Annotated in this window: 17 protein-coding genes; 11 read left to right on the top strand and 6 right to left on the bottom strand. The window is 71.2% G+C overall.

Going from position 1 to position 20,462, the window contains the following annotated elements:
- Positions 1-51 precede the first annotated feature (51 nt).
- The gene (locus FHW79_RS02570; protein WP_183177503.1) at positions 52-1,860 is read left to right on the top strand and encodes an extracellular solute-binding protein; all 1,809 of its coding nucleotides are present in this window, start codon (positions 52-54) and stop codon (positions 1,858-1,860) included.
- Here the strand turns inward: FHW79_RS02570 and FHW79_RS02565 are convergent.
- The 3 genes from FHW79_RS02565 to FHW79_RS02555 all read right to left on the bottom strand — a co-directional run bounded on the left by FHW79_RS02565 (position 1,815) and on the right by FHW79_RS02555 (position 5,023).
- Positions 1,815-2,546 (bottom strand): cytidylate kinase-like family protein, encoded by a 732-nt coding sequence (locus FHW79_RS02565; RefSeq protein ID WP_183177502.1) that lies wholly within the window; start codon positions 2,544-2,546, stop codon positions 1,815-1,817. The genes FHW79_RS02570 and FHW79_RS02565 overlap by 46 nt on opposite strands.
- Positions 2,547-2,667: 121 nt before the next feature.
- On the bottom strand, positions 2,668-4,209 hold the full coding sequence (ubiB, locus tag FHW79_RS02560) for a 2-polyprenylphenol 6-hydroxylase (RefSeq protein WP_247884127.1): 1,542 nt from the start codon (positions 4,207-4,209) through the stop codon (positions 2,668-2,670).
- Between the two features lie 4 nt (positions 4,210-4,213).
- A complete protein-coding gene (locus tag FHW79_RS02555; RefSeq protein WP_247884126.1) occupies positions 4,214-5,023 on the bottom strand; it encodes a class I SAM-dependent methyltransferase in 810 nt (269 codons plus the stop codon).
- A 149-nt stretch (positions 5,024-5,172) separates the two neighbouring features.
- Between FHW79_RS02555 and FHW79_RS02550 the strand changes: the two genes are divergently transcribed.
- From FHW79_RS02550 to FHW79_RS02505, 10 genes are all read left to right on the top strand, one after another.
- On the top strand, positions 5,173-7,065 hold the full coding sequence (locus FHW79_RS02550) for a tetratricopeptide repeat protein (RefSeq protein ID WP_183177500.1): 1,893 nt from the start codon (positions 5,173-5,175) through the stop codon (positions 7,063-7,065).
- Positions 7,066-7,116: 51 nt separating this feature from the next.
- Positions 7,117-9,153, top strand: a complete 2,037-nt coding sequence (locus tag FHW79_RS02545) for a tetratricopeptide repeat protein (RefSeq protein ID WP_183177499.1) — start codon at positions 7,117-7,119, stop codon at positions 9,151-9,153.
- Positions 9,154-9,201: 48 nt separating this feature from the next.
- Positions 9,202-10,044: a bifunctional DNA-formamidopyrimidine glycosylase/DNA-(apurinic or apyrimidinic site) lyase gene (gene mutM / locus FHW79_RS02540; protein WP_183177726.1), complete on the top strand. Its 843-nt coding sequence runs from the start codon at positions 9,202-9,204 to the stop codon at positions 10,042-10,044.
- A 14-nt stretch (positions 10,045-10,058) separates the two neighbouring features.
- Complete coding sequence (locus FHW79_RS02535; RefSeq protein ID WP_183177498.1) at positions 10,059-10,532, top strand: hypothetical protein; 474 nt, start codon at positions 10,059-10,061, stop codon at positions 10,530-10,532.
- Positions 10,533-10,612: 80 nt separating this feature from the next.
- Positions 10,613-11,389, top strand: a complete 777-nt coding sequence (locus tag FHW79_RS02530; protein WP_114860347.1) for an enoyl-CoA hydratase — start codon at positions 10,613-10,615, stop codon at positions 11,387-11,389.
- A 173-nt stretch (positions 11,390-11,562) separates the two neighbouring features.
- The gene (rpsT, locus tag FHW79_RS02525; RefSeq protein ID WP_014238814.1) at positions 11,563-11,823 is read left to right on the top strand and encodes a 30S ribosomal protein S20; all 261 of its coding nucleotides are present in this window, start codon (positions 11,563-11,565) and stop codon (positions 11,821-11,823) included.
- A gap of 617 nt (positions 11,824-12,440) precedes the next feature.
- Entirely contained in the window at positions 12,441-13,997 is a 1,557-nt protein-coding gene (gene dnaA, locus FHW79_RS02520; RefSeq protein WP_183177497.1) for a chromosomal replication initiator protein DnaA, read from the top strand.
- A 120-nt stretch (positions 13,998-14,117) separates the two neighbouring features.
- Positions 14,118-15,077 carry a diguanylate cyclase gene (locus FHW79_RS02515; RefSeq protein WP_183177496.1) on the top strand — a complete coding sequence of 320 codons (960 nt, stop codon included), beginning with the start codon at positions 14,118-14,120 and terminating at the stop codon, positions 15,075-15,077.
- Between the two features lie 194 nt (positions 15,078-15,271).
- Positions 15,272-16,456, top strand: a complete 1,185-nt coding sequence (locus FHW79_RS02510; RefSeq protein ID WP_183177495.1) for an extracellular solute-binding protein — start codon at positions 15,272-15,274, stop codon at positions 16,454-16,456.
- Between the two features lie 87 nt (positions 16,457-16,543).
- Positions 16,544-17,605 carry an ABC transporter ATP-binding protein gene (locus FHW79_RS02505; protein WP_183177494.1) on the top strand — a complete coding sequence of 354 codons (1,062 nt, stop codon included), beginning with the start codon at positions 16,544-16,546 and terminating at the stop codon, positions 17,603-17,605.
- A 6-nt stretch (positions 17,606-17,611) separates the two neighbouring features.
- On the opposite strand, the gene FHW79_RS02500 is transcribed toward FHW79_RS02505, so the two are convergent.
- From FHW79_RS02500 to FHW79_RS02490, 3 genes are all read right to left on the bottom strand, one after another.
- On the bottom strand, positions 17,612-19,228 hold the full coding sequence (locus tag FHW79_RS02500) for a CopD family protein (RefSeq protein WP_183177493.1): 1,617 nt from the start codon (positions 19,226-19,228) through the stop codon (positions 17,612-17,614).
- A gap of 15 nt (positions 19,229-19,243) precedes the next feature.
- Positions 19,244-19,771: a YcnI family protein gene (locus tag FHW79_RS02495; RefSeq protein WP_183177492.1), complete on the bottom strand. Its 528-nt coding sequence runs from the start codon at positions 19,769-19,771 to the stop codon at positions 19,244-19,246.
- Between the two features lie 245 nt (positions 19,772-20,016).
- On the bottom strand, positions 20,017-20,415 hold the full coding sequence (locus FHW79_RS02490) for a DUF2946 family protein (RefSeq protein WP_183177491.1): 399 nt from the start codon (positions 20,413-20,415) through the stop codon (positions 20,017-20,019).
- Positions 20,416-20,462: the final 47 nt, after the last annotated feature.

Raw genomic sequence — 20,462 nt, 5'->3', positions numbered from 1 at the left:
CCATAAGTCAAAGCCACTTGCGCAGGTGCGGCAAAGGGACGAGCCTTCGCCATGCCCTGCATCCTCTTTGCGCTGCTCTGTCTCGCCTTTTTTCCCCTTGCGGCGCGGGCCGAACCGCCGCCAGGACCTTCCCACGCCATCGCCATGCATGGCGACCCCGCCTATCCGCCGGGCTTCGCGCATTTCGCCTACGTCAACCCCGACGCGCCCAAGGGCGGCACGCTGCGCCAGGCGGTGACCGGCGGCTTCGACACGCTGAACCCTCATGTGGTCAAGGGCGTGCCCGCCCTGGGGCTTGGTTTCGTCTTCGAAACGATGCTGACACGCTCGTGGGACGAGCCCTTCTCGCTCTACGGCCTGCTGGCCGAGAGCCTGGAGGTGCCGGAGGACCGGAGCGCCGCCGTCTTCCACCTGAACCCCGCCGCGCGCTGGCACGACGGGACGCCGGTGACCGCCGCCGACGTGCTGTTCTCGCTGGAGATCCAGCGCGCCCACGGCACGCCGAACCGCCGCCAGTACTACGCCAAGGTGGCGAGCGCCGAGGCGCCGGACGCGCGCACCGTCCGCTTCGCCTTCGCCCCCGGCCCGGACGGGCGTTTCGACCGCGAGATGCCGCTGCTGATGGGGCTGATGCCGATCCACGCCAAGGCGTGGTGGGCGGGGCGTGACTTCGCCGCGACGACGCTCGACCCGCCGCTGGGCAGCGGCCCCTACCGGGTTAAGCAGGCCGAGGCCGGGCGGCGCATCGTCTACGAGCGGGTGGCCGACTACTGGGGGCGGGACCTGCCGTCGCGGCGCGGGCTGTTCAACGCCGACACGCTGGATTTCACCTATTACCGTGACGACTCGGTGGCTCTGGAGGCCTTCCTGGCCGGGCAGGGCGACGTGCGGCGCGAATCCGATCCCGCCAAATGGGCCACCGGCTACGACGGCCCGGCGCTGCGCGCGGGGCGGATCGTGCTGGAGGAACTGCCGCACCGCCGTCCGGAGTTCGCCCGCGGCCTGATCTTCAACACCCGCCGCCCGCCGTTCCAGGATATCCGGGTGCGGCGGGCGCTCGGCCTCGCCACGGACTTCGCCTGGATCGGCAAGACGCTGTTCCACGGCGCGCTGGCCCGCACCGCGAGCTACTACCCGAACTCCGAACTGGCGGCGGAGGGCCTGCCGGGGCCGGAGGAGCGGGCGGTGCTGGAGCCCTTCCGCGACCGCCTGCCGCCGGCGCTGTTCACGGAGCCCTTCACCCTGCCGCGCACCGACGGCAGCGGCCCGGCGGGGGCGCGGGACAACCTGCGGGAGGCGCTGCGCCTGCTGGCCGAGGCCGGCTGGCGGGTGAGCGGCGGCCGGCTGACCGACGGGGCGGGGCGTCCCTTCGCCTTCGAAATCCTGCTGGGCAACCCGGCGGACGAGCGGGTGGCGCTGGAATACGCCCGCTCGCTGGAGCGGCTGGGCATCGCCGCCACGGTGCGCACGGTGGACAACGCGCAGTACCAGGCGCGCCTCGATCATTTCGATTTCGATATGACCCTGCGCTGGTGGGTCTCCAGCCTCTCGCCGGGCAACGAGCAGCTCTACTATTACGGCTCCGAGGCGGCCGACCAGCCGGGCAGCCGCAACTACCCCGGCATCCGCGATCCGGTGGTGGACGCCATCGCCGCCTCCATCGCCGAGGCGCGGACCCGCGCCGACCTCGTGGCCCGCGTCCGCGCGCTCGACCGGGTGCTGCTGTGGGGGCATTACATGGTGCCGCTGTTCCACAGCCCGGCCGACCGCATGGCCCGCTGGTCGCGGCTGAAGCACCCGGAGGCGACGCCCCTCTACGGCCCGCTGGTCGAGTCCTGGTGGATCGGTGAGGGCGGCTGAGTCTCGGCATGCCCGCCATGGATCCGGTAGGCGTGCAGGATCAGGTCCGTGACGGCGCCCAGGTCGGTGAAGCGGTCGGTGTTGACGATCAGGTCGTACTGCAGCGGATCGCCGTTGGAAATCTTGAAGAACTCCTTGAAATACTTGGCGCGGGCGGCGTTGACCCGCTGCACCTCATGCAGCGCGTCGGCGATCTTGGCGGGGGCGCCGCCGGCCAGCCGGGCGGCGCAGACCTCGTCCGAGCCGACGATGCGGACGCGGAAGCGCGGCGCCCCGCGCAGCAGCAGATGCGCCCCGCGCCCGACGATCACCCCGCCGCGGAAGGCGATGCCGTTGACCACGCGGGTCAGCAGCCGCTGGTACTCGGTCAGCGGGTCGTGCAGCCCCATCAGGCTGGCGTAGAGGAACATCCCCGCCCGCCCCGGCAGCTTCTCGTCGAGCTGGCGCATCAGCGTCGGGTCGGAGGTGGCCGTCGCCACCACGGCGTCGAGGATTTCCTTGTCGAAGCAGGGCACCCCCAGCGACTCGGCAAGCTTGGCCGCGATCGCCTCGCCGCCGGTCCCGTGCTCGCGGGCGATGGTGACGACGGGGGGCGGGGACTCCAGCGGGCCGGAGCGGGACCGGTGCGGCTGGAGCTGGTCGGTTCGGATGTAGGTCAGAAGCGCCTGGAATTCGTCGCGGGCCATGGCTTCCCTCCGCGAACGGTTGCGACGACTCCAGTGTCCGGCCGGGCGGCGGCGGGGTCAACGACGCCCAAGGGGGAGGGGCACGCCGCCGCACCCCTTCCGCGCGCCGCCGAAAAGGCCCCTACAGCACCCGGACCGCGATCACCGTCAGCAGCACGACGATGATCCACAGGGCGACGCGCTCGCTGATCCGGCGCTCCACCCAGCGGTCGAGCATGTGCTTGATCGAGTGGGGGTGCAGGCGCAGGCCGCCGTCGGCCAGCTCGGCGGCGGCGCGTTCGGCCTGGTTCACCAGCCAGGGCAGGCGGCGCACCGTCGACACCATGGCCTCCAGATCGTCGAGAACCTGGGCCTCCGGCCCACGGTTCTCGCGCATCCAGTCCTCGATCAGCGGGCGCGCCAGCTCCCACATGTTGATGTTCGGGTTCAGGATGCGGCCCACCCCCTCCGCCGTCAGCATGCTCTTCTGGAGCAGGAGGAGCTGCGGCTGGGTCTCCATCTCGAACTGCTCGGTCACCGCGAAGAGCTGGGCGAGCAGACGGCCGACGGAAATCTCGCTCAACGGCTTGTTCTGCAGCGGCTCGCCGATGGCGCGGCAGGCCTGGGTGAAGACTTCGATCGACTGGTGGCGCGGGACGTAGCCCGCCTCGAAATGCACCACGGCGACGCGGCGGTAGTCGCCGGTCAGGAAGCCGATGAGCATGTCGGCGAGGTAGGTCCGCGTCGCCCGGTCCAGCCGGCCCATAATGCCGAAATCGACGGCGGTGATGTTGCCGTCCTGGGTGACGAACAGGTTGCCGGGATGCAGGTCGGCGTGGAAGAAGCCGTCGCGGAACACCTGGTTGAAGAAGCTGGCCGAGGCCTTGGCCAGGATCTCGTCGCGGTCGTAGCCGGCGGCATTGAGCTTTTCCGACTCGTCCACCTTGAAGCCGCGGATGCGCTCCAGCGTCAGGACGCGGCGCGCCGTGCGGTCCCAGTCGATGGCCGGTACGTTGAAGGTGGGGTCGTCCTTGAAGTTTTCGCCCAGCTCCGACGCCGCCGCGGCTTCCATCCGCAGCTCCATCTCCAGGCGGGAGGTGCGGGCGAAGGTGTCCACCACCTCGCGCGGGCGCAGCCGCTTCAGCTTGGGCATGACCATGACGGCCAGCTCGGCCAGCCAATAGAACAGGTCGATGTCCCGCTCGAAGGCGTTCTCGATGCCCGGCCGCAGCACCTTGACCGCGACCTCCCGCCCGTCGGCGGTGACGGCGAAATGCACCTGCGCGATGGAGGCGGCGGCGACCGGCGCCTCGTCGAAGCTGCGGAACAGCTTGCCGATCGGGGCGCCCAGCTCCTCTTCGACGATGGCGCGGGCCTGCGATCCCGGGAAGGGCGGCAGCTTGTCCTGAAGCTCGGCCAGATCCAGCGCCATCCGCTCGCCGACGAGGTCGGAGCGGGTGGACAGCAGCTGCCCCAGCTTGATGTAGGTCGGCCCCAGGTCGGCCAGCGCGCGGGCCAGCCGCTGGCCGACGCGGCCCGGCTCCTTGGCGTTGCCGACCCAGCGCCAGAACAGCGCGAAGCCGGGGGCGGTCTGCGGCAGCGTTTCCGGCAGCGCGTTGTAGCGCGCCAGCGTGCGGCCGATCACGAAGAGGCGGCCGATGTTTCGGGCGGTCCGGAACAGCATCCGGTCAGATCCGCCAGCCGGAATGGATGGCGGCGATTCCGCCCGTCAGGTTGCGCACGCGCACCGCGCCGAATCCCGCGGCCTCGATGCGCTTGACCAGCGCCTGCTGCTCGGGGAAGCGGCGGATGCTCTCCGCCAGATAGCGGTAGCTGTCCTCGTCCCCGGCCACCATGCGGCCGAGCCGCGGCAGGACCTGGAAGGAATAGACGTCGTAGATCTCGCGCAGGACCGGAAGGACCACGTGGCTGAACTCCAGGCAGAAGAACTTTCCGCCGGGCTTCAACACGCGGCGCGCCTCGGAAAGCGCGGCGTCGATGCGCGTGACGTTGCGCAGGCCGAACGCAATGGTGTAGGCGTCCACCGAACGGGGGGCGATGGGCAGCCTTTCGGCGTCGCCGACCGTCCAGTTCACGCCGGTCAGCAGGTTGCGGTCGTAGGAGCGGTCGCGCCCGACGCGGACCATCGACTCGGTGATGTCGCAGACCACGGCCCGCCCGCCGCCGCGCTCCAGGAAGCGGAAGGCGATGTCGCCGGTGCCGCCCGCCACGTCGAGCAGCGTCATGTCGGCGCGCGGGGCGACCATCTCCATCAGCGTGTCCTTCCACAGCCGGTGGATGCCGCCCGACATCAGGTCGTTCATCAGGTCGTAGCGCCCGGCCACGCTGTCGAAGACGGCGCGGACGAGGCCGGACTTGGCGTCGGGATCGACGGGGCGGTAGCCGAACCAGTTCCCTTCGGCCCCGGCGGACACGCCGGTGGCCTGGGCCGGAGCTGCGGGCTGGGACGGGGCGGAGGGGGTGCGCGGATCGGTCATGGCGCGCAACATAGCGCGCGACCTGGGCTCGCGCCAGCCGGGGCGTTGCCGTGACGCACCCCCGGCGCGCGGTTTTTGCGAGCTTGACCCCGCGCCCCGCCTTCGCCACCGTGCCCACGGCCAGACGATGGGGGACTGACGGGGGGACCATGGCCACGCTGCAGGAAGCCCTGCTGATCGCCTTCGACCTCCAGCGGGAGGGACGCTTCGCCGAGGCCGACTCGGTCTACGGGCAGATCCTCGACGCCGTTCCCGGCCACCCGCCGGCCCTGCATCTGCGCGGCCTCCTGCTCGCCCAGTGCGGGCGGCTGGAGGAGGGCTGCGCGCTGGTCGAGCAGGCCATCGCCGGGGATGAAGGCCAGCCCGACCCGCACGCCAACCACGCCGGCCTGCTGGAGGCACTGGGCCGCTTCGGCGCAGCGGCGGAGGCGCTGGCCCGCGCCGCCACCCTCGATCCGGAGCGGGTGGGGCTTCTCAACAACTTCGCGCTGCGCCGGTTGGCCGCCGGCGATCCGGCCCCGGCGGAGCGGGCCCTGCGCGCCGCCGTGGCCATCCGGCCGGGGCTCGCCGATCCGCGCATCAACCACGCCGACGCGCTGGACGCGCTGGACCGGCCGGGGGAGGCGCTGACCCAGCGGCGGATCGCCGCGCTGCTGGCGCCGGACGACGCCGGGCTGCTGGGTGCTCTGGCCTTGCGGCCCGACGCGGGGGAGGCGGATTTGTGCCGCGCCCTGCGGCTCGACCCGGAGCGGGCGGCGCTGTGGAACCGGCTGGGCGCGTGGCGCAAGGACCGTGGCGCGCTGCCCGCCGCCCGCCACGCCTACGAGCGTGGCCTGGCGCTGGACCCCGCCGACGCCGCGCTGTGGAACAACCGGGCCAACGTGCGGAAGGGGCAGGGCGATCCGGAGGGCGCGCGGGACGCCCTGCGGCGGGCGGCGGCGCTCCGGCCGGACTCGGCGGCCATCCGCAACAATCTCGCCGACGCCCACACGCTCTGCGGCGACCCGGCGGAAGCGCTGGCCGAGGCCGACGCGGCGCTCGCCCGCGACCCCGCCCTGGCCGACGCGCGGCTGGCGCGGGCGTCGGCGCTGCTGGCGCTCGGACGCTTCGCGGAAGGCTGGGACGCCTGGGAGGACCGCTGGTCCGCCGAGCCCTGGTGCCGCACCGCCGGACGTTTCCCGCAACCGGCGTGGACCGGCCGGCCGCTGGGCGGCGGGCGGCTGCTCGTCTGGGGGGAGCAGGGGGTCGGCGACGAGCTGATGTTCGCCACGCTGCTCCCGTTGTTGACGCAATCGTCAATGGAAGAGACGCAATCATCAACGGGAGGGTTGGCCGGCTGCCTGCTGGAGTGCGACGCGCGCCTGGCGCCGCTGTTCGCCCGCGCGCTGCCGGGGGTGGAGGTGGTGCCGCGCGGCCCACGGCCGGACCCGCGCCTGTCCGCGCCGGACATCGCCGCGCAGGTCCCGTCGGGCAGCCTGCCGCGCCTTCTGCTGCGCGCCGAGGAGGATTTCCGCCGGCTTCGTCCGATGCTGAGCGCCGATCCGGCGCGGACGCCGGCGCTTCGGCGGACCGGCCGGCGTCCCCTGGTCGGCATCGCCTGGCACACCACCAACCCGAAATGGGGGCGCCTGCGCAACCTCCCGCTGGCCGATCTGGCGCGCACGCTGCACGTGGCGGGCGCCGACATGGTGGTGCTGCAATACGGCGACTGGTCGGACGAGGTGGCCGCGCTGGCGGCCGACGGCGTCGCCGTCGCGCTGCCGCCCGGGCTGGACCGCAAGGACGACCTGGAGGGGTTGGCCGCGCAGATCGCCACCACCGACCTCGTCGTCACCATCGACAACGCGACCGCCCACCTCGCCGGCGCGCTGGGGCATCCGGTCTGGCTGCTGCTCTCCCACGCGCCGGACTGGCGCTGGCTGGTCGGACGGGACGACTCGCCCTGGTACCCCTCGGCCCGCCTGTTCCGGCAGACGGCGGCGGGGGACTGGCGGGCGCCGCTGGAGGCCGTGGCCGACCGGCTGCGCGCGCTTTTCCGGTAGGTCTGCTACCCTTCGCACCTTTCACCATCCAGCGCGGACACACGCGGACACATGGCGACAATCGCGGAAGCCCTGGCCATCGCCTTCGACCATCACGAGTCCGGCCGTCTGGCCGAGGCTGAGATCCTCTATGGCCGCATCCTCGACGCCGATCCCCATCAGGCGAGCGCGCTGCATCTGCTGGGCGTGCTCTACGGCCAGACGGACCGGCCGAAACTGGCCGCGGCGCTGTTCGTCGGGGCGATCGGGCTGGTCCCCGACAATCCGGGCCTGCGCTACGACCTCGCCCGCGTCCGGCTGATCCTGGAGGACGGGGAGGGGGCGGTGGCCGCCCTGCGGCGGGCGCTGGCGCTCCAGCCCGACCACGCGGCGGCCCTGTTCCAGCTCGCCCTGGCCTGCCGCGGCGTCGGGCGGCACGACGAATCGCTCCTGACGCTGGAACGGCTCCTGACGCTTCAGCCCGACAGCCTGGAGGCGCGCTACCTCGCCGACCGGGCGGTGGAGCGGGAAGGGCGGGCTCTTCTGGAGCGGGGGGAGGCCGGGCGGGCGGTGGCGCGGCTCACCCGCCCGGTGGCAGAGGCGGTGGGCGTGCCGATCCTGACCGCCCACGCCGCCGCACTCTACCGCGACGGCCGGACGGGGGAAGCCGCCCGGCTGCTGCGCGGGATCCTCGCCGTCCTGCCGGCCGAGCCGCTGGCGCTGTGCAACCTGTCGCTGGGCCGGTTCGACGGCGGTGACGCGGCGGCGGCGGAACGGCTGGCCCGCCGGGCGCGCGGGCTGGCCCCGCAGGAGGCGGAGACCCATGCCAAGCTGGGGCTGGCGCTGGCCGCGCAGGGGCGGCGGGCGGAGGCCGTGACGGCCGCCCGCGCGGCGCTGGCCTGCGATCCGGCGCACGCGCCGTCCCTGTCCAACCTCGGCGCGCTGTCGACCCAGTTGGAGGAGCACGACCGGGCGCTGCGGCTGGCCGACCGGGCGCTGCGGCTGGCTCCGGACCTCGGCGAGGCCTTGGTCGTCCGCGGCGACGCCCTGGTGCATCTCGACCGCCCGCGGGACGCGGAGGAGGCCTTCCGCGGCGCCCTGCGCGTGGCGCCGCATCTGGTCGTCGCCCACTGGAATCTGGCCCATTTGCTGCTGCGCCAGGGCGATTACGCCGCCGGCTGGGCGGAATTCGAATGGCGCTGGCGCAGCGAAGCCCTGGCCGGGCAGCGCCGGCCCTTCCGCCAACCGCTGTGGGACGGCACGGACCTGACGGGGCGGACCATCCTGGTCCATGCCGAACAGGGGCTGGGCGACACCATCCAGTTCGTCCGCTTCCTCGACGCGGTCCTGCGCGCCGGACCGGCGCGCGTCTATCTGGAGGCCCACGGACCGCTGCTGTCCCTGCTGGAGGGCAACACCGACCCGGCGCGGGTGACGGTGATCCCACGGGCCTTCGACTTTCCGGGGGTAGGCGGCCTGCCCGACACCGACGTCCAGATCCCGCTGATGAGCCTGGCCGGCCTGTTTTGCCCGAGTCTGGATGCGATCCCCGCCCGCGTGCCCTATCTGCGTCCTGATCCGCGGCGCGCCGCCACCTGGGGCGAGCGGCTGGCGGACGGGCAACCGACGGGGGGGCGGGGGCTGCGGGTCGGGCTGGTCTGGGCGGGCAACCCGTCCTTCCACGGCGACGCGCAGCGCTCGCCCCGGCTGGCCGGGCTGCGGCCGGTGCTGGACGTGCCGGGCGTGCGCGTCTTCGGGCTTCAGAAGGGGCCGGGGCGGGAGGATCTGGAGGGGATGGACCTGCCGCCCTCCTTCACCGACCTGGGGCCGCAGATCGCCGACGTTGCCGACACCGCGGCGATCATGGCCAACCTCGACCTCGTGATCTCCTCCTGCACCGGGCCGGCCCATCTGGCCGGGGCGCTGGGGGTGCCGGTCTGGGTGGTGCTTCCACACCCGCCGGACTGGCGCTGGCTGATGGAACGGGAGGACAGTCCCTGGTACCCCACCGCCCGCCTGTTCCGCCAGACCCGAAGCGGCGACTGGTCCGGCCCGGCGGCGGCGGTGGCGCGGGCCTTGCGGAGGCTGGTGGACGGTTTGAAGGGCTGAAGGCGCCCCTTGCGTCAACCGGCGCTTCCCACCATCCTCCTTGCCATCATGCCCGAACTTCCCGAAGTCGAAACCGTCTGCCGCGGCCTTGCCCCGCATCTGGAGGGGCGGACCCTGGTCCAGGTGCTCCAGCGCCGGGCCAACCTGCGCGTTCCCTTTCCGGACGGATTCTGCGAACGGCTGACCGGCCGCCGCGTCGAGTCGGTGCGCCGCCGCGCCAAATACATCCTGCTCCATCTCGACGACGGGACGGTGCTGATCGCCCATCTCGGGATGTCGGGCCGCATGATCATCACGCCGGAACGGCCCGTCGCCTGGGGCGCCCACGACCATGTCGTGCTGGAGACCGACGCCGGGACGGTGGTGACCTTCAACGACGCCCGCCGCTTCGGCCTGATGGACCTCGCCATGGCGGAGACCCTCGCCGAGCACCGGCTGCTACGCGGCCTCGGGCCGGAGCCGCTGGGCAACGAATTTTCCGGGCCGGTGCTGGCCGACCGGCTGGCCGGGCGGATGACCAGCATCAAGGCCGCCCTGCTGGACCAGAGCGTGGTCGCCGGGCTCGGCAACATCTACGTGTCGGAGGCGCTGTTCCTCGCCCGCCTCAGCCCCACGCGCATCGCCGCCACGGTGACCGGCGCCAAGGCGGAGCGGCTGGCCACGGCGATCCGCGCGGTGCTGGAGCGGGCCATCGCCGCGGGGGGATCGTCCTTGCGCGACTACCGGCAGGCGTCGGGGGAACTCGGCTATTTCCAGCACCAGTTCTCGGTCTACGACCGCGAGGGCGCGCCCTGTCCGGGCTGCACCTGCGACGTCGCGAAGACCGGGGGCGTCCGCCGGATCGTCCAGGCGGGTCGTTCGACTTTCTATTGTCCGCAACGCCAGCGTTGATATAGGTGGAAGGTATGACGGCTCCATCGGCCACCGCGAGGGCGACGCTCGCCGCCCTCCTCCTCGCCGGCCCCGCCCTTGCGGGTCTGGCCGGGGTCCCATTGCCCGCAACCTCGTCCGCCTGGGCGGCCGACCCCGCCCGTGCCGACTCTGCCCGTTACGTCGAAGGCATGGGGGACGTGCCGGTCATGCCGGGCCTCGCCCCCGCCGAGGAGGCGCCGCTGGTCTTCGACAAGCCCGCCGGACGCATCGCGCAGTCCGTCATGGCGGGCGCCATGGACCGCAACGCGGTCCTGTCCTTCTACAACCAGACCATGCCGCAGCTCGGTTGGAGCCGCGCCCCGCAACGGGCGGGCGGAAGCGCCAGCTTCCTGCGGGAGGGCGAGGAGCTGCGCCTGGAATTCGTCGAGCCGGCCGCCCCCAACGCCGCGAGGGCCGCCCCGAAGGCGGCGGCCACGGTCGTCCGCTTCTCGCTGATTCCGCGCTGATTCCTTCGGAAGAGACCAAGAGCAAACCAGAAGCCCCCCGCCCGGAGCGAGGGGGCAAACCCACGGGAGCCTGCTGCATCATGCCGTACGAAACCATTCTCGTCGAAACCCGCGGACCGGTCGGGCTCGTCACGCTGAACCGGCCCAAGGCGCTGAACGCGCTGTCCGACCTGCTGGTGACCGAGCTGGGACAGGCGCTCGACGCGCTGGAGGCCGACGACTCCGTCGGCGCCATCGTGGTCACGGGTTCGGAGAAGGCCTTCGCCGCCGGCGCCGACATCAAGGAGATGCAGAACTTCTCCTACATGGACGTCTACAAGGCCAACTTCATCACCGCCAAGTGGGAGCGGCTGGCCAAGTGCCGCAAGCCGACCATCGCCGCGGTCGCCGGCTACGCGCTGGGCGGCGGCTGCGAGCTGGCGATGATGGCCGACTTCATTCTGGCCGCCGACACCGCCAAGTTCGGCCAGCCGGAGATCACCATCGGCACCATCCCCGGCGCCGGCGGCACCCAGCGCCTGACCCGCTTCGTCGGCAAGTCCAAGGCCATGGAGATGTGCCTGACCGGCCGCCTGATGGACGCGGCCGAGGCCGAGCGCGCCGGCCTCGTCAGCCGCGTCGTGCCGGCAGCGGAGCTGGTGGACGAGGCGGTGAAGGTTGCCGAGAAGATCGCCAAGCTCTCGCGCCCGGTCGTCATGATGGCCAAGGACGCCGTCAACGCCGCCTACGAGACGACCATGTCCGAAGGCATCCGGGTGGAGCGCCGAATCTTCCACTCCACTTTCGCCACCGAAGATCAGAAGGAGGGCATGGCCGCCTTCGCCGAGAAGCGTCAGCCGGATTGGAAGCATCGCTGACATCCCCCGACTCCTCCCCCGTATCTAGCGGGGGAGGACCAGAAATCCGTCAAGATCTCGTAATCTTTCCTTTGCCGAAAAACAGTGTTGGACGGTGCCTTGACTCCCATTCGGCTGGAGCGTATAAGGCCCCCTCGCACTGGGACAGGCGTGTCGTCCGGAGTAGGGTTTTCATGGCCAATCATAAGTCTGCTGAAAAGCGCATTCGTCAAACCGCGCGTCGTACGGAGATCAACCGTAACCGCGTCAGCCGTATCCGCACCTTCGTGAAGAAGGTCGAGACGGCGATCTCGTCCGGCAACAAGGCTGAAGCCGCTGAGGCTTTCAAGGCCGCGCAGCCGGAAATGATGCGTGGAGCCTCCAAGGGCGTTCTCCACAAGAACACCGTGTCGCGCAAGCTGTCGCGCCTGTCGGCCCGCATCAAGGCTCTCTGAGTTTACTCGGCGTTATAAAGCCGCGCACCAGGTCTGGGCGCGGCTTTTTGCGTTTTTGGTAAGTACAGTCTCCGTTCTTTCCGAGTCCTCCGGCAGAACTCCGGTGGGGCAGGGGATCGCGGCTGTTGGATGGCGAGTCGCCTCCGGTGGTCCTGGTCTTTGGCGAAGACAGGGGCGGGTTTCGGAAACGCTGCGTGATTTTTGCCGCAGTCCGGACCGTTCGCTTTCTGTCCTATTGCCACGGCGAGGGCGGCTGATTAGACTTTCCTTCCGTTGGGAATGACGCACCGATGTCGTCTTTGACGTCTCGCGCCATTCGCTGAGGGACGGAGACGTTCAAAGCCGCGGGCAAGGTTGCGGGACGCTCAAGAAGCTCGACTCGACCCGTTGCTCCTGGAGCGATGCTTTTCTTAAAACTCGACGTGGCAAAGGCGGAGTCCAACTTCGCCGAAGGGATAGTGCTGCCGTCCAGTTGGGAGGCATCCACCGTTGGAGTCTTCAGGAGAGGAACGTTTTGAAGGCGCGGGACCTAAGTTAAGAGGCCTGGGCGAAGTCGGCGGGACGGTGCCCCCTGCGGCGCGGGGCCGTCCGGGGGGAAGGAGCGGGGTAGGGGAAGCATGTCGGTCGGCGCGTCGTTGGATCAGCAGTGGGCCCGCATCCGGGGCCGCCTCAAGGACGAGGTGGGCGAGATCGCCTACCGCAGCTGGCTGCAGCCGCTTTCCTTCGCCGGAATCCGCGGCGGGGAGGTGCGCATCGTCGTGCCCACCCGCTTCATGCGCGACTGGGTGCTGACCCACTACGCCGACCGCATCCGCAACCTGTGGGCCGGCGAGAATCCGGACGTGCTGTCGATCGACGTCGTGGTGGCCTCGGCCAACGCCCCGTCCATGCTGACGGCGGAATTGACGTCGGATGGGGACGCGGGCGATGCGCCGCGCGACTCCGATCCGGCCGCCGGCACCGCAGTCGGCGGCCCGGTTCCCCCGGCGCCTGCCCCGCGGGCGGCGGCGCTCAGCCAATCGGCTCCCTATGGAGCCGCCTCCTACGGCGCCAATTCCTACATCGGATCCTCCTATTCGGCGGGGCCGCCCTCCTTCGCGTCGGACGAGTCGCCCACGGCGGTCGCCTCGGTGCTGGAGGACCGGACCGACATCTCGGCGCCGCTGGACCCCCGCTTCACCTTCGAGAATTTCGTGGTGGGCAAGCCGAACGAACTGGCCCACGCCGCCGCCCGGCGCGTCGCCGATGCCACTTCGGTCACCTTCAATCCGTTGTTCCTCTACGGCGGCGTCGGGCTGGGCAAGACCCACCTGATGCACGCCATCGCCTGGCAGATCCGGCGGAACGATCCGAACCGCAAGGTGATCTACCTGTCGGCGGAAAAGTTCATGTACCAGTTCATCCGGGCGCTGCGCTTCAAGGACACCATGGCCTTCAAGCAGCAGTTCCGCTCGGTGGACGTGCTGATGATCGACGACGTGCAGTTCATCAGCGGCAAGGACAGCACGCAGGAAGAGTTCTTCCACACCTTCAACGCGCTGGTGGACCAGAACCGCCAAGTCATCATCTCCGCCGACAAGAGCCCGTCCGACCTGGAAGGCATGGAGGAGCGGCTGCGCTCCCGCCTCGGCTGGGGCCTCGTCGCCGACATCCACCCGACCACCTACGAGCTGCGGCTGGGCATCCTCCAGGCCAAGGCGGACGCGCTGAACGCGGCCATCCCGCTGAAGGTGCTGGAGTTCCTCGCCCACAAGATCACGTCCAACGTGCGCGAGCTGGAAGGGGCGCTGAACCGCATCGTCGCCCACGCCGAGCTGGTCGGCCGGGCCATCTCGCTGGAATCGACGCAGGAGGTGCTGCACGACCTGCTGCGCGCCAACGACCGCCGCGTCACCATCGACGAGATCCAGAAGCGGGTGGCGGAGCATTTCAACATCCGCGTCGCCGACATGCATTCGGCCCGCCGCGCCCGCGCCGTGGCCCGGCCGCGGCAGGTCGCCATGTATCTCGCCAAGCAGCTCACCGCCCGCTCCCTGCCGGAGATCGGGCGCAAGTTCGGCGGGCGCGACCACACCACCGTGATGCACGCGGTGAAGAAGGTGGAGGAGCTGCGCACCACCGACCCCGCCTTTGCCGAAGACGTGGAGCTGCTCCGCCGCATGCTGGAGAGCTGAACGGGACGGATGGCCGCCGTGGTGGGGGGCTGGCGCGTGAAAAGCCCCCTTCCAAAAATGATGGCATTTTATACAAAACCCTAGTAAACACCCCGCTGGTGCCTGCAAGGGGTGGCTGCCATGAATTCCGGATCAACCGCGGAGACGAATGTCCTCGTCGCCGATGACTCCTGCGTTGTCCGGAAGATCCTGAAAGACCACCTGGAGGCGTACGGCTACCGCGTTCTGCTGGCCCGTGACGGGCGCGAGGCGCTGGACCTCTACCACCTCCACGACATCCACATCCTGATCACCGATCTGGAAATGCCGCGGATGGACGGGCTGGAGCTGTGCTGGCTGATCCGGGCGGAGGACGACCAGCACCGCACCTTCTCCATCCTGATGACCGCCGACGACGACATCCAGCGCCGGATCGAGGCGTTCGACGCCGGCGCCGACGAGTTCCTGACCAAGCCCATCGACATGCCCATGCTGCGCGCCCGCGTGCGCGCCGGCGAACGCATCACCCGCACCCACCGGGTGATGGCGGAGATGCTGAACACCGATTACCTGACGGGCGTCCTGAACCGCCGCCGCTTCATGGAGCGGCTGGAGCAGCAGCACCGGCTGCTTCAGGGCGGCAGCGGAACGGAGAAGGCCGCGCCCTTCGCCGTCGCGCTGTTCGACATCGACCATTTCAAGCGCGTCAACGACACCTACGGCCATTCCAACGGCGACCTCGCGCTGAAGCTGTTTGCCCAGACCTGCGCGGCCCGCGTGCCGCCCGGCGGTTTCCTCGGCCGCATGGGCGGGGAGGAGTTCTGCATGGTCCTGCCCGCCGCGCAGGTGGAGACGGCGATCGCCAAGGCGGAGGAGATCCGGGTGGCGACGGAGGCGCTGACCGCCCGGACCGTCGAGGGCGCCCTGTTCGCCTTCACCGTCAGCATCGGCATCTCTCCGGCGGACGGGACGGAGACGGTGGCCGACCTGATCGCGCGGGCCGACGAGTCGCTCTACTTCGCCAAGAACAGCGGGCGCAACCGCACCGTGGTCTGCGGCATCGAGGGTGTGGTGGTGAAGGCCCGATTCTACGTGATGTAGCGCCCGGACGGTCCGGGGGCGTTACAGCCCGATGAAGTTTGCGCCCACGCCCGCTTGAGCCATGGACGGCGCCCGGATATCGCGGCACAGTTGCCGCTGCGGCGGAGTCCGGCTGGACCGGCCCCGCGACCGGCCTCGCGATCGGCATGGCCGGCACGATTTCGGGCCAATAAGAAAAGGGGAGAGCAGGTGCCATGACCAAGGTTCCGGAAACCACCAGCCTGGAACAGCGCTCCAGCGCCGAGACGCAGCGCGCCGCCAAGGGCTTCACCCGCCGCCTGCTGCTCCAGGGGACCGCCGCCGCCGCGGGCGTCGCCGCGGTCGGCCCCTTCATCCTGCGCGAGGGCCGCGCCGCGTCGGGCAGCGTCAAGATCTTCTCCTGGGCCGGCTACATCAGCCCGGACATGCTGGCCGACTTCGAGAAGAAGACCGGCATCAAGGCCAGCCTGACCGAATACGGCACCAACGACGAGCTGCTGAACCAACTCAAGGCCACGGGCGGCGCCGGCTTCGACATCATCCACCCCACGGTGGACCGCGTGCCGAACTATGTGGAGTTCGAGCTGGTCCAGCCGCTGGACGAATCGAAGGTCAAGTGGGACGGCTGCCTGAAGTCGGCGGTCGAGGGCTCCGCCGCCATGGGCGGCGTGGTCGGCGGCAAGCGCTTCTTCGCGCCCGCCGACTGGGGGACCGAGGCCATCGCCTACGATCAGGCCAAGGCGCCGCTGACCTACGGCACCGCCAGCTATGGCGACCTGTGGAAGCCGGAGCACGCCGGCAAGGTGACGGTGCGCGGCCATTCCGGCCTGATCGGCATCGGTCTGTGGCTGGAAGGCCAGGGCAAGCTGCCCCACCCGATCCGCGACCAGTTCAAGGACGAGGCGAAGGCGCGCGCCAACTTCGACGCGATCCTCCAGGTCGCCGCGGCCAACAAGAAGGCCATCGGCCAGTTCTGGTCGAACGAGAACGAGGCCCAGGGCGCCTTCCGCACCAACGGCTGCGTCATCGGCCAGACCTGGGATTCGTCCGCCGTCGCCCTGCGCAAGGAGGGGCTGCCGGTTCGCTTCCTGGCGCCCAAGGAAGGCGCGCTCGCCTGGATGGAGGGCTTCGCGATCCCGGCCAAGGCGGCGAACCTGGAGCAGGCCTACGCCTGGATCAACTGGTTCTACACGCCGGAGGCGGGCGCCCTCTACACCAACCATTCCGGCATTTCCAGCACGGCGGTCGGGGCGGAGGCGCATCTGTCCGACCTGAACAAGCAGTTCTTCGCCGACGCCTATCCGGGCGACGCGCTGCAGAAGCTGTGGTGGTGGCCGATCCAGGAGGCTTGGTACGTCTCCATCCGCAACGAGTACCAGGACCGTTTCCTGGCCGCGTGAGTGCGACCCTCTCCCGTTCCCATCGTCCCCTCTCCCCCCTGGGGAGAGGGTGAGGGGGTTGGCGGCAAGCGATCAAATCAGGTGCCTATGAGTCAGGACGTCCAGCTCGAGTCCGTCACCATGCGGTTCGGTTCCGTCACCGCCGTCCGCGACGTGTCGCTGACGGTCGGGGCGGGGGAATTCTTCAGTTTCCTCGGCCCGTCGGGCTGCGGCAAGACGACCATCCTGCGCATGGTCTCCGGCTTCATGGAGCCGACGGAGGGCGCCATCCGCATCGGCGGGCGGGACATGCGCGGCATCGGCCCGAACAAGCGGCCGACCGCGCTGATCTTCCAGAACCTCGCCCTCTTCCCGCTGATGACGGTGGCGGAGAACATCGGCTTCGGGCTGGAGGTGCGCGGCGTGCCCTCGGCGGAGCGCCAGGGGCGGGTGCGCAAGCTGCTCGACCTCGTCGCCCTGCCCGACGCCGCGGAGAAGAAGGTGACGGAGCTGTCCGGCGGCCAGCGCCAGCGCATCGCCATCGCCCGCGCGCTCGCCGTGGAGCCCGCCGTCCTGCTGCTGGACGAGCCGCTGTCGGCGCTGGACCTCAAGCTGCGCCAGCACATGCGCGCCGAGCTGCGCGACCTGCAGAAGCGGACCGGCGTGACTTTCATCTACATCACCCACGATCAGGGCGAGGCGCTGACCATGTCCGACCGGGTCGGCGTGATGTCCAAGGGCGTGCTGGAGCAGGTGGGCGACGGGCGGGCCATCTACGACCATCCGGAAACCGCCTTCGTCGCCTCCTTCGTCGGGGAGAACAACCGCTTTGCCGGCACCGTCGCCGAGTCGGCGGGGGGCATGGCCGCTCTGGACACGCCCCGCGGCCGTCTGGTCGGGCGCAACCCGCGCCGCCTGTCCCCCGGCGACCGCGCCACCCTGTTCGTCCGGCCGGAGCGCATGGCGGCGGGGGCGGGGGCGGAGAACGCGCTGGAGGCGCGGGTCACCCACCGCGATTTCGAGGGCGCCTTCATCAACGCCTTCCTGGAGGGCGGCATCACCGTCCAGGTGCCGCATCTCGGCGACGAGCCGCCGCTGACCCCCGGCGAGCCCGCCCGGATCGCCTTCCGGGCCGAGGACGCCGTGGTTCTGCCGGACGCGCCGGCCTGACGCCGCTCAGCGGCCCACAAGCACGGTTGCGCGGAAGGGCACCTTCTCGAAGTCGCTGACCAGCGCGTCCAGCCGCACCGCCCAGGACCCGGCCACGGGCAGGATCACGCCATCCGCCGCGTAGACGCCGGGCGCCAGCTTGGGCAGGGGGCGGGTGATGCCCTCGATCCCGGCGGCGGGCAGGGCCAGCTCCGCCGACGCCTCCAGCGCGTCGACCGGCGCACCGTCCGGTCCCGTCAGGCGCATCTCGACGCGGTTCGCTCCGGGCGTCGCCGGGGTCACCGTCACGATGGCCATGCGCCCGCGCGCCACGACCGCGGTGCTGAAGCCCGCCGGCTTCTCGGCGAAGACCGGCGCGGCCTGGGTGCGCGGCGGCGGGGTGGTGCCCAACCCGGCGGTGAACAGCACGACCAGGGCCGCCACCACCATCTCGGTGTGGACGCTGGCGCGCAGCCGGGCGGCTCCCTCGGCCCCCATGGTCTCCAGCCGTGGGGTCAGTCGCCAGCGGTTGACGGCGGCCAGCCCCAGCAGGGCCAGCGCGCAGACGATCTTGCCGGTCCAGATCTGGCCGTAGGCGGTGGTCAGGATGCTGCGCGGGTCGGCGATCTGCAACACGCTCAGCCCCGCCCCGGCGAGCAGAAGCACCGCTACCGCCGGAACCGCGATGGCGGAGAAGCGTCGGACCAGCCGCAGCGACTCCGTCGGTGGCTCCGTCCGCAGCAGCATGGCCAGCGGCCAGAAGCTGCCGATCCAGAAGGCCACCGCCAGACCGTGCAGGGCGACCAGCGGTACGCTGAGCCAGCGCGGCTCCGCGGTCGCGGCGTGTCCGGTCATGGCCAGCGCCAGCGCCGCCCCGACCGCCCCGGCGACCAGCAGCACGCGGCCCGCCGTCCCCCGCTCCTCCAGCGCCAGCCCCAGGGCGACGGCGATCAGGCTGAGCAGGGCGAGGAGGGCGCTCGGCCCCGCCGTGCTGGTCAGGCCGGCGATCCAGGGCGAGGCTCCGGCCAGGGCGGACAGCGGCGCCCCTTCCAGAACCGCGCCGGCCAGCCCGGCGTTCAGCAGCGCCACCAGGGCGGCGGCGCCGACGCCCAGGCACAGGCCGGGGCGCAGGCGGCGGTTCAGCGGACTCCACCGCCCCGCCACCAGCACCAGGAACAGCCCGCCGCCCACTGCGGCGAGCAGGCTTCCGTAATGGAGCGCCCGGACCGCGGCGGCGGCCAGCAGCGTGGCCGGCGGTGTCGCCCCACCCAACTCCACCGGTCGTTCCGGTTCCGCACCGATCCCGAACAGGAGCGATCCGGCGACCGGATGGCCGTCCGCCGAGCTGACGCGGTAGCTGAGGATGTGCGTCCCCACCGCCAGCCCGCCGGGCAGCGCGACGCGCAGCGCCCCGTCCCCGGCGGCCGGGGCGGGCAGGGGAAGCGTCACCCCGCCGGGGCCGATCAGCGTCACCGACACTGGCCGCACCGGCTCGTTGAAGCGCAGCACGGCCTCGGCGGGCGGGCTGTCCAGCCGCGCCCCGTCCTCCGGGGCGCTTTCGACCAGCACGGCATGCGCCAAGACCGGCGCGGACAGGGACAGCAGCATCAGGGCGGCGATCCACCCCACGACCAGCCGGCGCATGCGTTTCCCCTTCCCTTACGGCTTGGCGGTCAGGGTGACGCCGGGGGCCGGCTCCTTGTAGTCGTGGTCGGTCTTGCCCGGTTCCGGGATTTCGATCCAGCGGTGCACGCCCGTCTCGCACTCCTGCACCACGGGGAAATAGATCACGGTGCCGGGGGCGGCGTCGGGCAGGCGGGCGCGGAAGACGAACTCGTCGTAATGGGCGTCGGGCAGCGAGCCGCCGGTCCAGGCGATCTCGGTGACGCCCTTGCTCAGCGACTCGCCGTAGTAATCATAGGCCTTGGCGTATTGGCCCTCCTTGGTCGTCAGGGTCCAGCCGGGCTTGGGCATCGGCTTCACCGCGATGACCCCCTCCGGGATCTGCACGCGCAGGGCGATGGTGGGGGAGGCGCCGCAGCCATGGCCGACGCGCAGCACGCCCTTGTAGGTGCTGGCGGCGGGGGCCTGCTTGGTTTCCAGCGTGGTGTGGGCGAGGGCGGCGGACAGGGGCAGGCAAGCGAGGACGGTGGCGGCCAGCAGGGCGCCGCGGGTGTTGCGGATCATGGGAACTCTCCGGTGTGTGCGCAGGCACCGGATGTGGCCGTAGGGCCTGGTTCCGATCGACGGCGTCTCCGTTCCCGCAGCGGCCCCCACCCCGGCCCTCCCCTGCGACAGCGGGGGAGGGCCGGGGTGGGGGCAACCGTCAGCGACGACGGGGAGACGCAAAGAGAAGCGGTCGCGTGTCGGAAAAAGGCCGTTCAGCCGCAGGTGCGCGCCTGTGGATGCGTGTGTCTGCGAGGAACGTCGGTTCAGACACCCACCGGAGGCGCCCGGGCGGAGAAGGCGCGCGGGGCGCGGTCGGCTCCGGCCTCGTCGTCCGCGGGCAGCGGAACGGCGGCCAGCGCAAGTCCGGCCGGCGGCAGCGGGGCCGGCGCCGCGGCCGGACCCAGCAGGGACCCGCCGCCCAGCGACAGGCAGATCGGGCAGTAGGTGACGTGGCCCGGCGTGCCGTCGGGGACGGGGCCATGGTCGGCGTGCGGCGCGGCAGAGGCGTCCGGTGCGGCGCCGGAATGGCAGATGGACCCCGCCATGGCGAGCTGCGCCGACTCCGCCAGCACCCTGGCCAATGGCGCCGGGACGTGGGTGGCCATGACCAGGGCGTGGAAGACCAGCACCAGCGCGGCGACCCACGCTGTTGCCTCCCTCATCGCACCGGATGTCCGCCATGCACGCATGCCCCCACTATGGGCACAGT

Origin of the sequence: Azospirillum sp. OGB3 (genome assembly GCF_014192915.1) — a bacterium.
GTDB lineage: Bacteria > Pseudomonadota > Alphaproteobacteria > Azospirillales > Azospirillaceae > Azospirillum.
The sequence above is the reverse complement of the archived record's forward strand: the minus strand, read 5'-3'. Positions and strand labels throughout refer to the sequence as shown.

Coding starts and splice junctions, on each gene's coding strand:
- FHW79_RS02570 (WP_183177503.1), top strand. CDS start 52: ATGCCCTGCATCCTCTTTGCGCTGCTCTGTCTCGCCTTTTTTCCCCTT.
- FHW79_RS02565 (WP_183177502.1), bottom strand. CDS start 2,546: ATGGCCCGCGACGAATTCCAGGCGCTTCTGACCTACATCCGAACCGAC.
- ubiB (WP_247884127.1), bottom strand. CDS start 4,209: ATGCTGTTCCGGACCGCCCGAAACATCGGCCGCCTCTTCGTGATCGGC.
- FHW79_RS02555 (WP_247884126.1), bottom strand. CDS start 5,023: ATGACCGATCCGCGCACCCCCTCCGCCCCGTCCCAGCCCGCAGCTCCG.
- FHW79_RS02550 (WP_183177500.1), top strand. CDS start 5,173: ATGGCCACGCTGCAGGAAGCCCTGCTGATCGCCTTCGACCTCCAGCGG.
- FHW79_RS02545 (WP_183177499.1), top strand. CDS start 7,117: ATGGCGACAATCGCGGAAGCCCTGGCCATCGCCTTCGACCATCACGAG.
- mutM (WP_183177726.1), top strand. CDS start 9,202: ATGCCCGAACTTCCCGAAGTCGAAACCGTCTGCCGCGGCCTTGCCCCG.
- FHW79_RS02535 (WP_183177498.1), top strand. CDS start 10,059: ATGACGGCTCCATCGGCCACCGCGAGGGCGACGCTCGCCGCCCTCCTC.
- FHW79_RS02530 (WP_114860347.1), top strand. CDS start 10,613: ATGCCGTACGAAACCATTCTCGTCGAAACCCGCGGACCGGTCGGGCTC.
- rpsT (WP_014238814.1), top strand. CDS start 11,563: ATGGCCAATCATAAGTCTGCTGAAAAGCGCATTCGTCAAACCGCGCGT.
- dnaA (WP_183177497.1), top strand. CDS start 12,441: ATGTCGGTCGGCGCGTCGTTGGATCAGCAGTGGGCCCGCATCCGGGGC.
- FHW79_RS02515 (WP_183177496.1), top strand. CDS start 14,118: ATGAATTCCGGATCAACCGCGGAGACGAATGTCCTCGTCGCCGATGAC.
- FHW79_RS02510 (WP_183177495.1), top strand. CDS start 15,272: ATGACCAAGGTTCCGGAAACCACCAGCCTGGAACAGCGCTCCAGCGCC.
- FHW79_RS02505 (WP_183177494.1), top strand. CDS start 16,544: ATGAGTCAGGACGTCCAGCTCGAGTCCGTCACCATGCGGTTCGGTTCC.
- FHW79_RS02500 (WP_183177493.1), bottom strand. CDS start 19,228: ATGCGCCGGCTGGTCGTGGGGTGGATCGCCGCCCTGATGCTGCTGTCC.
- FHW79_RS02495 (WP_183177492.1), bottom strand. CDS start 19,771: ATGATCCGCAACACCCGCGGCGCCCTGCTGGCCGCCACCGTCCTCGCT.
- FHW79_RS02490 (WP_183177491.1), bottom strand. CDS start 20,415: ATGAGGGAGGCAACAGCGTGGGTCGCCGCGCTGGTGCTGGTCTTCCAC.